The sequence below is a fragment of the Spirosoma oryzae genome (genome assembly GCF_003002825.1).
GTDB classification, from domain to species: domain Bacteria; phylum Bacteroidota; class Bacteroidia; order Cytophagales; family Spirosomataceae; genus Spirosoma; species Spirosoma oryzae.
Genome location: NZ_PVTE01000009.1, coordinates 219,354 through 228,862 on the forward strand (window position 1 = coordinate 219,354; position 9,509 = coordinate 228,862).

At 47.9% G+C, this 9,509-nt stretch carries 14 protein-coding genes; all 14 read right to left on the minus strand.

Features of this window, described 5'->3' with window-relative positions:
- Positions 1-16 precede the first annotated feature (16 nt).
- On the minus strand, positions 17-334 hold the full coding sequence (locus CLV58_RS12930; protein ID WP_106138240.1) for a hypothetical protein: 318 nt from the start codon (positions 332-334) through the stop codon (positions 17-19).
- Positions 331-606 carry a hypothetical protein gene (locus CLV58_RS12935; protein WP_106138241.1) on the minus strand — a complete coding sequence of 92 codons (276 nt, stop codon included), beginning with the start codon at positions 604-606 and terminating at the stop codon, positions 331-333. The genes CLV58_RS12930 and CLV58_RS12935 overlap by 4 nt, the downstream gene beginning before the upstream one ends.
- Positions 606-902, minus strand: a complete 297-nt coding sequence (locus tag CLV58_RS12940) for a hypothetical protein (protein ID WP_106138242.1) — start codon at positions 900-902, stop codon at positions 606-608. The genes CLV58_RS12935 and CLV58_RS12940 overlap by 1 nt, the downstream gene beginning before the upstream one ends.
- On the minus strand, positions 899-1,342 hold the full coding sequence (locus CLV58_RS12945) for a hypothetical protein (RefSeq protein WP_106138243.1): 444 nt from the start codon (positions 1,340-1,342) through the stop codon (positions 899-901). Before CLV58_RS12945 ends, CLV58_RS12940 begins: the two co-directional genes overlap by 4 nt.
- Entirely contained in the window at positions 1,317-1,472 is a 156-nt protein-coding gene (locus tag CLV58_RS28375; RefSeq protein WP_170108700.1) for a hypothetical protein, read from the minus strand. Before CLV58_RS28375 ends, CLV58_RS12945 begins: the two co-directional genes overlap by 26 nt.
- A gap of 486 nt (positions 1,473-1,958) precedes the next feature.
- Positions 1,959-2,432: a hypothetical protein gene (locus tag CLV58_RS28750; protein WP_146141436.1), complete on the minus strand. Its 474-nt coding sequence runs from the start codon at positions 2,430-2,432 to the stop codon at positions 1,959-1,961.
- Positions 2,433-2,434: 2 nt separating this feature from the next.
- A complete protein-coding gene (locus CLV58_RS12955; protein ID WP_106138245.1) occupies positions 2,435-3,283 on the minus strand; it encodes a GIY-YIG nuclease family protein in 849 nt (282 codons plus the stop codon).
- A gap of 21 nt (positions 3,284-3,304) precedes the next feature.
- Positions 3,305-4,315, minus strand: coding sequence for a hypothetical protein (locus CLV58_RS12960; RefSeq protein WP_106138246.1), 1,011 nt, complete (start codon positions 4,313-4,315; stop codon positions 3,305-3,307).
- Between the two features lie 93 nt (positions 4,316-4,408).
- Positions 4,409-5,008: a hypothetical protein gene (locus CLV58_RS12965; RefSeq protein ID WP_106138247.1), complete on the minus strand. Its 600-nt coding sequence runs from the start codon at positions 5,006-5,008 to the stop codon at positions 4,409-4,411.
- A 113-nt stretch (positions 5,009-5,121) separates the two neighbouring features.
- Positions 5,122-5,997: an AAA family ATPase gene (locus tag CLV58_RS12970; protein ID WP_106138248.1), complete on the minus strand. Its 876-nt coding sequence runs from the start codon at positions 5,995-5,997 to the stop codon at positions 5,122-5,124.
- Between the two features lie 35 nt (positions 5,998-6,032).
- Positions 6,033-7,202: a P-loop NTPase family protein gene (locus CLV58_RS12975; RefSeq protein WP_106138249.1), complete on the minus strand. Its 1,170-nt coding sequence runs from the start codon at positions 7,200-7,202 to the stop codon at positions 6,033-6,035.
- 30 nt (positions 7,203-7,232) lie between these two features.
- Positions 7,233-7,400 carry a hypothetical protein gene (locus CLV58_RS28380; RefSeq protein WP_170108701.1) on the minus strand — a complete coding sequence of 56 codons (168 nt, stop codon included), beginning with the start codon at positions 7,398-7,400 and terminating at the stop codon, positions 7,233-7,235.
- A 1-nt stretch (position 7,401) separates the two neighbouring features.
- Positions 7,402-8,055: a hypothetical protein gene (locus tag CLV58_RS12980; protein WP_106138250.1), complete on the minus strand. Its 654-nt coding sequence runs from the start codon at positions 8,053-8,055 to the stop codon at positions 7,402-7,404.
- 25 nt (positions 8,056-8,080) lie between these two features.
- Positions 8,081-9,418 (minus strand): DEAD/DEAH box helicase, encoded by a 1,338-nt coding sequence (locus CLV58_RS12985; RefSeq protein ID WP_106138251.1) that lies wholly within the window; start codon positions 9,416-9,418, stop codon positions 8,081-8,083.
- Between the last annotated feature and the right edge of the window lie 91 nt (positions 9,419-9,509).

The window sequence follows — 9,509 nt, forward strand, 5'->3', positions numbered from 1 at the left end:
AACGAGCAGGCTCCGTCTATTTCTGGTAGGAAGCCAAAGTGAGTTCTGCCTTTAGCTTACCCAGGATAGATTGGTGAGCCAGCAGTGATTTACCGAGTCCGGCGTTGAGCCGTTCGGCCAGGGTATAAAGGGCTTTGGTGGTAGGCGAAGGTCCCGATAACTTCAGGTATTCGCAGGAAGCCAGTAGTTTGGCCGAGTAGCCCTGTACGCCGGCTAAGTTAGCAATATGTTTCGATATGGCATCAGGGTCCTCGTCATTTACCTGGGTAGCCAGCAGGATATCCAGCTCGTTGAGCCCAAGTTCACAGGCTGGTTGGGGCAGAAACAGATTCATTCGTTTGGAATGTAAATATCAGCCATATCCAGAATCTGCTGTACCGCTTGGTTAAGGGGTCGGCTAACCGAAGCCCGGCCAATCTGATAGGCCTGTTTGATCCAGGTTCGGTAGGGTTCAGGAGCGGCAATTGTTTCGGTACTGGTTCCCTGCGGATTATCCTGACAAAGACGAATGTTGGGTCCTAAAGCAGGATTGCTCTGTTCCATCCACCGGGTATCCAGATAGATGGTTGAACTGGTTTTTCCGATTTTATCGGCTAGTGGTTTCATCAGTCAGCTCCTTCTACGGGTTCATCGAGTACCATCGATTCGACCAGGCTCTGAATGGTCCTGTCCGGGTTACCGAACAGATCGGAGAACAACTCACTTAACATTTCAACGGGTCCATGACCGTAGTTCAACTGATAAATTTCTTCCCCACAAACAGTATCCTCCAACTTCCCGTGGATTTTGGTTTGCTCCCAGAGGTAATCCAGTAACTGATCGTGAACGGTAAATCCCAGCTCAAATCCATTGGTCTGTTCCCAGTCGTAAAGCCAGCTACGGAGATAGGATTTTGAGATCATAGCAGACTAACCGATAAAATGTCGTCTCCCTGTTTGATGATCGGTGGACAAATTCGGGTTGTTTCCCCCGTTTCTTCATCGACCAAAGTCTGAGGTGTTTTCAGGGCTTTCAGATACGTTTCCCGCTGCTTTTTGGCTTCGTCCAACTGGACCCATTCAGGATCGTTGGAAAAATCATACGTCTTGCGGCCCGGACTGAAGCGGAGCTGAATCCCGCCGTAGCTACCTCCCTGATTCCGGTACTCGGTCCGAACCGTTTCCCGAACCCGGGCTTTCATCACGTTCAGGGCAATCTCGGCCCGCTCGATCTGCTCCAGCAAACCCAGGGTCGGTTCGGAAGCAATCCGGGCGGCAATGTAGTTACCGGCTACCTGTTCGATTTCGGCTTTGGATAAAGCCTGGCTGGTAAATAGACTAAGTGTTTGACTTGCTTGATTCATACGTTTGAATAGCCTTGGTGATAAGCTGGATTTCAGTCTGGTACTTCATGGGTTGCCGCTGGTACTCGGCTAGTTTTTCCTTGTACTGGTGATACGTATCAATTTCCACCGTGAGTTGATTGGTTTCCATCTAGTTTTAGTTTAGCTGAGTATACCTTGAACAAAAACTGAAGTGTCTGACGATCTGAAACGTGACTACCGTACTGTTTTCGTAACCCCCGTTTGAACCCCCGTAACTGTTCCTGGGTAGCTGATCCGATGTAGTGGTTCGGGTTGAAATTCTTCAAACCGGACTTGGGAGCGTTTTTGACTACCCAGATCTCACAGAACTCGTTATAGGAGTGGGACAGATGGTACAGATAGTACGGTGGATTGTCCATCGAGGTGTTGTTTAGTTATGAAGATTTTCCAGAGGAATCGAAGGGTGCTCAAGGTTGTTTCGTCTTTCATCTGCTGAGAAAAGAGTACACACTGGTCGAATGATCCGAAGCCTATGTAATTATCTGGACTAAAAAAGTCAGCGGATAAGTCTGGTTCTTCCGGTGTTATGTACAGGTAATTCGGGAAAACTAAATACAAATGTCCTCTAGCTTCTACCTTTGATTTATCTGTGTATTCAAGTGTCATTGAGTAAGGGAAAAAGCTTGGATCGGAAATGCCGGCCGGCTACGTTATCATTCAGATACACCGGATTTTCCAGAACGTTTTCCTGGTGGAGATACTTGTCTTCCAGATAGGATAGCTCCCGGCTCGAATAGGCCCACTGCAGGATCACCCGGGTAAAGCAACTGGCCGGATAATTTTTAGCCAGCTCAATCAGGGTTTTGTTGGAACCCATGTAGGTTTCCCAGTCCGAAGCCTTGGTTCCCCGGATCTTGACCACGTTCTTCCTGGGAGTTCCGTCGATCTTGAGCTGCTGAGCTTTGGGAGCCCGTTTACACGTTTTAAAAAATAAAGTTTTTCGACCTATATAATGTCTGATTCCTTCTTCGGAATTAGAATTAGGCTTAAACGTTATTTTATAACAAAATCCTACTGATCCTTCAGGAGGATTTTTAACGGTTTGGTTATCGTATAGCCAAGGATTCACAGTCAAACTTTTTGTTTATACTTCCAGATAAAACCAAAGGCTTGTCTTTGAAGACCTTTACAACACCGTGAAATAGCACTTGGATTTAAGCCTAGTTCAGACTTCACTTCTACTAACCCGTTAAAAGTATTTAATAATGTCCCATCTAAAGAATACTGATAAACTACTTTACGTGTTTTCAGTCCTTTTCTTAGGTTACCATCAATAATGGCTTGTGTAACTACCTTTTTTTCACCTTTAATTTTAGAAAGAATCTCTCTTCTACTCAAACCCAACTGTAATGACTTATGAGGAGTAACCAGAGCTAAATCATTTATTCCTTCTGAAACATTACCCAAAAAACTGTTTTTATTTTCAGGAATTACACAAAAAGGGTATCCCAACCGAATTGCTCTTTTTTCTAAATACTTTCCTTCAAAATGACTTTTCCTGAGTTTTTCGGCAATCTTTTTTCTTGTTTCTTCTGATTTCGGCACACCTTCAAAAATAGGCGGAACATTACCTCCGTCTTGTAAATTCAACCCTCTATTTTGTGGATACTTACGGAAGTTACTTTTGAAATATTCAATCCAGTAACGTTCTCTATTATTTAACTCGGAAGCATCACAGAATTCCAAAACCTCAAACTTGTGTTTTTTATACCCGTATTTTTCAAAGGAGTGATACAAAATTAAGCTTCGATCCTTTTTATAATAATACCGGTAAGCAACCCACCTAGATGGTATATTAATACTCTGTCCGATGTAGACTCGACCTGAAGGACTGGTAATTTTGTAAATCCCAGGTGTGTTTTCTGGAATTTTTGGGAAAGGATTGTCCGAAGAGGTATTAGTATTAACGGTAGCTCTCATAAGATCACAGGTAAGGTTTTATTAATGATCGAGGGTTTCATCCAGAAAATCCCGTACGGCAGCCGTTCCCCGGGCTTTTGCCACGTCCCAGGAATCCTTACCCCAGTCAACCGGATAAGTCATGTACGACCAGTCCCAAGCTTCGGCTCGTTCCTGGGCAGCTACCAGCCCCGGCTGATCGTTGTCAAACAGTAGAATCGGTTTACCAAACCCTTCCACCTGGTTGATCTGCTGGGGAGTCAGCCAGATGGTTTCCGACAGGACGCAGCAGGCATTATAGCCCAGTTCTTTCAGCAAGACCAAATCCTTCTTCGACTTTGTCATCAGAACGTAGTCTTCTTTCCGTAACTCCGAGGTACCGATTACCCAGCTAGACGACGACTGTCGGAACTTGTACCGTTTGTTTTTGACGTACGGCCGGTAGATCTGCCATTTATCAACGGGCCCCAGCTGATAGCCGTAACTCCGGGTAAGCCCACTCTGGGCCAGCCAGCCATCCTGCCAGTAAGCATCGATGGGAAATACCCGGTGGGATTCCAGTTTGTCCGGGGTAAATTGGAGATCCGGTAGCTGCCAAAAGGCCAGGTTACTGTCTTTCCAGTGAGTCCGGTGGACCTGAATCGGCGTGTAACCTTCCCGGGGTTTCTGGTCCCGGTGGGTAATCTGCTGATCGTAAATAGCCGGTACCGATGTATTGGTGGTTCCGTCGATCAGACCAAAGTCTTTGGCAATCCCGTCCAGGGCGGCCTGATAACCACAACCCATATACTGCCGGGCCACGGCAAAGCAGTCCCAGGCTCGGGATAAACTATCCGGTGGGGTCCAGGCCCAGTCCTTGAAAACCAGCCGGCCGTCACTTCGTTCGAAATAGGAACAACCCGGTGATCGGTCCAGTTTGGGCCGGCCGGGCAACGTATTGGTGTATTTCTCCCCCAACCGGGGATAATGACCCAGGTACCGCTCGAAGATCTGCTCTTCGGTGATACGACTGAGAATAAACTCCTTGGAAACGATCAGATCGAAACTGAACATGCCGGATCAGGCTAGGAAGCGAGTGGGTAGGGAAGAAAAACCCGGACCAATCAGACGATCGATCCGGGTTACTATCAGCGAAAACGGATTAGCCTAGAACGGTAGATCGTCAGGAGCTTCTACCGGAGCTTCACCGGAGAATTCATGAGCTGGAGTTGGTTTGATATCCTGTTTCTGGGGAACCATAAAGTCGTACTTCGGATCCATCTTGAAGGACTTGCCGTTGCCCATCCGAACTACCGTCCAGTTCGAAGGAATTTCCAGAATGTCCTGACCTTTCCGGTATCGTAGATACCAGGTGGTTGCCAGCTGGTCATAATTAGGAGGTAACAGTGATTTCACCTTTTCACAAACGGCTTCCCAGGTAGTTAATCCCCGAAGATAATCCTTCAACTGTTCGTCGGTCAGATCTGATCGATAGGTTGAAAAGATATTCATCATCCGACGAGGCTCGTCTTCGGGCTGATTGGGATACAGCGGAGTTTCCCGCAGGGTCCAGTCACCCAACCAGAATGTACTTTTTTCTACCTTTTTACCGGGTTCCCGGCGTTCCAGCTTGATTTCCAGCCGGGGATCTTTACCAGCGGGCTTCTCGTAGCTGAAACCGGTCATATAGATGTGATCGGTACCACCAAACACCGGGGTAATACCAATGGGAGCTGATTCAATGCCGTCAAACGAAAACTGTAGCATACTAAGGGGTAAGTAAGAAAAGAAGAAAAAAGGGTGTCCCGCCGTGGCGACGGCCGGAGCTGGATTCAGCTACTAGGAATGGGATACCCGAAGAAGGGAAATTCAGAAGGGTACTAGGCGGTTGCCGGAGCGGGAACCTGATTTTTCTTGTCTTTCAGCAGGGCAACAAAGTCGTCCGACTGCTGCAGGGCCGGGAATTTAAGCCAGATAGCATTCAGCTCACCAGCCGAAGACGCGTTGCTCACTTCAATGGTGGCAATCTGGAGCAGGGCTTCGGTATCAGATTCACCCGAAGTAGCCCAGTTTTTCATGTCCTGGCCGGTTTCTTCGGTTAACATGAACGGGTCCCGGCTGACAAACAGACTGGTTCGGTCTTTAGCAGCTTTAGCCAAATGGTTTTGCTCAATCTCAAAGTTCAGGGTCAGTTCGTACTCCCAACCCTCGACGTTAATCTCCTTGAGTCCCAGCTTTTGAACTGTATTCCGACCGTTGCCGTCTTTAGTCATCTCGTAATCCTGCTTCCGGCGGGACGTCGTAAATACGTGGGCGGTGGATTTGAGGATTTTGTTTCGGAGTTTCTCGTGCCGGGGTTTAACGATCCCCCAGTTAGTGTACGAGTTCCCCGTCATCTGGGCCTGAACGTTCAGGATAAATTCCCAGGCATGGGTCATCGAATCAATGATGATGACTTCCATCCCGGCCTTTTCACAGGCAACAATGGCTTCAATGTATTTCTCGGGAGCCGGGTTGGTTAGGTTTATGTAATTGAACGTTCCGATGTAGAACTCACTACCGTTACCATCTGAGAAGGTTTGGTCACAATAGAGTTCCGCCGATCCACTTTCTGTATCAATAACAGCAATTTTATCCCAGTCATTGACCAGTCCATAAGCGACTCTGAGTGCGGATAAAGTCTTTCCGGCTCCGGAAACCCCGGAGAAGCCGACCCGTAGTTTTACGGCTTGCCGGCTGGCTTTTCGTAGTTGCATCAAATATAGGTGAAAAAAGGTAATTACTTACCGGATCAACCGGCATTTTTCAAATCAACTAAATCAAACAGATTCGGGGGTATAGGTCTGGGACCCGTATGACGTCCACCCTGGGGACCGTTTGTTGGACCAAACACATTTCGTTTCCGGGAAATGAACTGCTGAATTTCGGTGATCTCGTCAGCCCGGGGAAACTCCTCAAAGTTCTTGCTCACCGGCTCGACCCAGAGCCCACCCCCGACTTTCTTGGGTCCCCGGCGGTTCTTGAGGATCTCCAGGTACAAGAAGTTATCCTTCAGTTCCTGCAGACCCGCGTACTTCCGGTATTTACCCAGCTCGTAGGTAGCCGGGTTGAACAGAGAAATCACATGGGTAGCCCGCCGGGCCGTTCCTTTGTTTTCAGCCAGTTCGGCCAGGGACGGGGACAGCTTGGCATCCATGGTCTCCCCTTTCAGGTTGAGCTGGATACTATCACCGATGTTGGTCTGGTGCTGAACCAGGATCGGAATGGCCCGGTACTTGTTTTTCAGGCTCATGCAGTACTTCACCGCCAGATCCTCGATAGCCTGAAACAGGCTTTTCTGCTTACCGGTACCTTTCTCGGTTTCGGGCTGCAGGTCCAGTACGTGATCCACTACGAACAGGCAGTACTGATTCGGATTGTTGGGGACGTAGGTTTCGTGCCCCTTGCTATCTTTAACCAGTTTACCTTGGGTCAATAACCATTCTCCGGTGTGAAGATACATGCCGTACGGATAACGGATCGTGTCGATGATCTCGATTTTAGTCAGCAGTCGATCGATCAGCACCTGAATCCCTGGTAGTTTAGCCCGTTCCTCGTCGGAAAGCTTGTTTTCTCCCCGGCCGTGAAGCTTGTCTTCCGAAACGGTCATACCATATTCCCGCTGGAACAGGTACGATGTAATCCGAATCAACAGGTCCTGAACCGATTCTTCCAGCAGGTAATAGAACACTTTGATGTCCAGCCCATCGGCCAGGTGATCGAGTACCCATTCTACCGCCGGAATCACCATGGCACCCATTAGAAAACTGGACTTGAAGGTTCCCGTGGGTCCGGTGATAATCCAGAAGTCTCCCTTGTCCATCCCGTTTATCAGCTTATTCAGCCGTTCCAGGGGCAGGGGAATCCCGACAAACTTTTTGTCCTGCTGAGCCAGGATGTACTCCGAAATTGATTGAGCCATACAGCTGAACAAAAAAACTACAGGGATAAACTACAGGTCAAGTATTACCTCTGTAGCCTCGGAATTTGGCATATCTTCTTCTACCGAAAAACAAATGGTTGAATTGTCGTGGAAATAAGACAGAGCTTGTTCAGCCGCTTCCTGGGGAGTTTCCCCTTCTTCCACAATTTGCCAGGTAATCACATATCGTTTTTCCATATTAGTAACTGCCCGTCCAGGACTTATCTGCTTCGGATTCCTTTTGAAGCACGGCCATTTTAATGGCGTCAAAGCTTTCCAGATACCGATTAATTTTGATGTTCTTGGGAAAGTATTCCAGCCACTTGTCGGTAATCTCCATGAGTTCTCCGATCTTGTACATACTACCTTGCCCGCAGACATTCCAGAACAACTCTTTAACGTCATCCAGGGTCTGACCCTTTTCAGGTAAGGTTGTCATAATCGATTGACCATTGATGATCATGTCGTATCCATAGAGTTTGACAAAGTAATCCCACCATTTTTCCCGGTCGGAATCCAGAATCGTACTCTTAAACTTCTCCGTAACATCCAGGCATTCCAGGTGAAGTTTGAAGTTGCCCGTTGGTCCCGGTCGGTTATAGCCCGGATACGTAATCAAGTATCCTTCATCCGCTAGTTTATGGATAATCCGGCTCCAGGGAATGCCGATTGGCTGACCCTTCTGGTCATAATACATGAATCGGCCGTAGTACTGGGTAAGCTGCTTGATCAGGGCCGGATCGGGCGATTCCTTCTGGATGTAAATGGTATAGAGCAGCATGGCTTCCTCGACTGTCAGTTCGGTTTTCAGGAGGTAGCCAATCAGGTGACTTATTTCATTTGATTGAATCATTGAGACGCGTTGATACTAACTAGGATTATACAGGTTCGTTGAGCAGAACGTACTCGGAGAGTTCATCGACCGAGTCCAGGTAATGAATAAACAGCTGCCTTTTCTGGGCTGAGCGGAGCCACTTGGCTTCTTGAGAGACATAGGAACGTCCCTGATACACCCCATCCTGGACATACAGATTAATTTTGGTTGCCGATTTGGCCGGGTTATCCAGATCTAGTCCTAATATTCGCCCAATACGCTGGTTATCCATTAATTCTGTGGATTTGACTCCGATGTTAATAGCTATCGAACAGTTATTGACTGTAAAGCCCTCATTGAGATTTATACAACCATAGAGGTAGGGTTTCTGTCCCCCGTAGAAATTAGCTAGCAACTGAGTCGTCTGAACCCGGTCCTGTTTGGTTTTACCAGTTCGGTATACCTGTAGTTTCGGGTTCAGTTTAGCCATTCGATCCCCTACTGCCAACCGGGAGCCAAAGACGATGATGGGTTGCTCGGGCAGCCGGTCCAGCAGCTCCAGAGCCAGGATTTCCTTATTTCGGGCTGTGTACAGGATATCCGCTCGTTTCCCGATGGCCTTCCGGTAGTTAATGGCTGAGCCGGTTACCTGGCCCGGAGTGATTCCACCCATTCGACGGGCTGTGTCAGCAGCTACTTCGGAGTTATTGGCACAGATAAAGGCCAGCCCGTGGGCTTTTTCGGGAGATACCTGCTGAAAGAACCGGACGTACTGATCGATTTTATCCTGCTGGACAAGGTACTCCCGGGCTTCTGTTGGAGTCAGATCGACCGGAATATTCAGGGACTGATAAGCCGGAACGATACCCAGCCGAACACCGGTTTTTAAGGGTACCGAAAACTGGTGATGGATACCAAGTTCATCCAGATAGGATAACTTATCTTCATCCAGTGTAGCCGATAAGCCAAGTATCCGATTGGTTCGTGTTTTGGGAATGACCTGGGAATACTTGGTAGCTGCCTTATTCAGGGCATGTTGAACTTCGTCAACGATCAGAATGTCACAATCATAGACCTCGTCAGGCAGATTTGATCCGGCATACGAAGCTAACAGGTAAAAGTGAATATTGGAAATCCCGGCCAGATAAGTTTCAAACTCGTTCCGGATTGGATTGGTCGGTAAGAGAATATTGACCTTACCAGAACTTACCCGTCTATACCGGTTGAGCAGGCTTTTTATACCGAATAACTTGCCCCAGCGGGTATGACAGGCCCAGATTACCTTTTTATTCTCGGCAAAGTAATCAATAGCTAACGTCTGGGTGTAGCTCTTCCGGTCATTGGGTTCGGGCAGACTCAGGGCATACCGGATTTCGTCTTCCGATAGCTCACGGGTTTTCATTGTCTTTTTCGGGGAGGGAGAGGGAAACCCCCGGCTTTAGCCGGAGACTTTAGTTGCGATTCCTTTGTTGATATAGCCTTGCCAAATCTCA

Coding starts and splice junctions, on each gene's coding strand:
- CLV58_RS12930 (WP_106138240.1), bottom strand. CDS start 334: ATGAATCTGTTTCTGCCCCAACCAGCCTGTGAACTTGGGCTCAACGAG.
- CLV58_RS12970 (WP_106138248.1), bottom strand. CDS start 5,997: ATGCAACTACGAAAAGCCAGCCGGCAAGCCGTAAAACTACGGGTCGGC.
- CLV58_RS28380 (WP_170108701.1), bottom strand. CDS start 7,400: ATGGAAAAACGATATGTGATTACCTGGCAAATTGTGGAAGAAGGGGAA.
- CLV58_RS12935 (WP_106138241.1), bottom strand. CDS start 606: ATGAAACCACTAGCCGATAAAATCGGAAAAACCAGTTCAACCATCTAT.
- CLV58_RS12975 (WP_106138249.1), bottom strand. CDS start 7,202: ATGGCTCAATCAATTTCGGAGTACATCCTGGCTCAGCAGGACAAAAAG.
- CLV58_RS12940 (WP_106138242.1), bottom strand. CDS start 902: ATGATCTCAAAATCCTATCTCCGTAGCTGGCTTTACGACTGGGAACAG.
- CLV58_RS28375 (WP_170108700.1), bottom strand. CDS start 1,472: ATGGAAACCAATCAACTCACGGTGGAAATTGATACGTATCACCAGTAC.
- CLV58_RS12955 (WP_106138245.1), bottom strand. CDS start 3,283: ATGAGAGCTACCGTTAATACTAATACCTCTTCGGACAATCCTTTCCCA.
- CLV58_RS12960 (WP_106138246.1), bottom strand. CDS start 4,315: ATGTTCAGTTTCGATCTGATCGTTTCCAAGGAGTTTATTCTCAGTCGT.
- CLV58_RS12980 (WP_106138250.1), bottom strand. CDS start 8,055: ATGATTCAATCAAATGAAATAAGTCACCTGATTGGCTACCTCCTGAAA.
- CLV58_RS12965 (WP_106138247.1), bottom strand. CDS start 5,008: ATGCTACAGTTTTCGTTTGACGGCATTGAATCAGCTCCCATTGGTATT.
- CLV58_RS12985 (WP_106138251.1), bottom strand. CDS start 9,418: ATGAAAACCCGTGAGCTATCGGAAGACGAAATCCGGTATGCCCTGAGT.
- CLV58_RS12945 (WP_106138243.1), bottom strand. CDS start 1,342: ATGAATCAAGCAAGTCAAACACTTAGTCTATTTACCAGCCAGGCTTTA.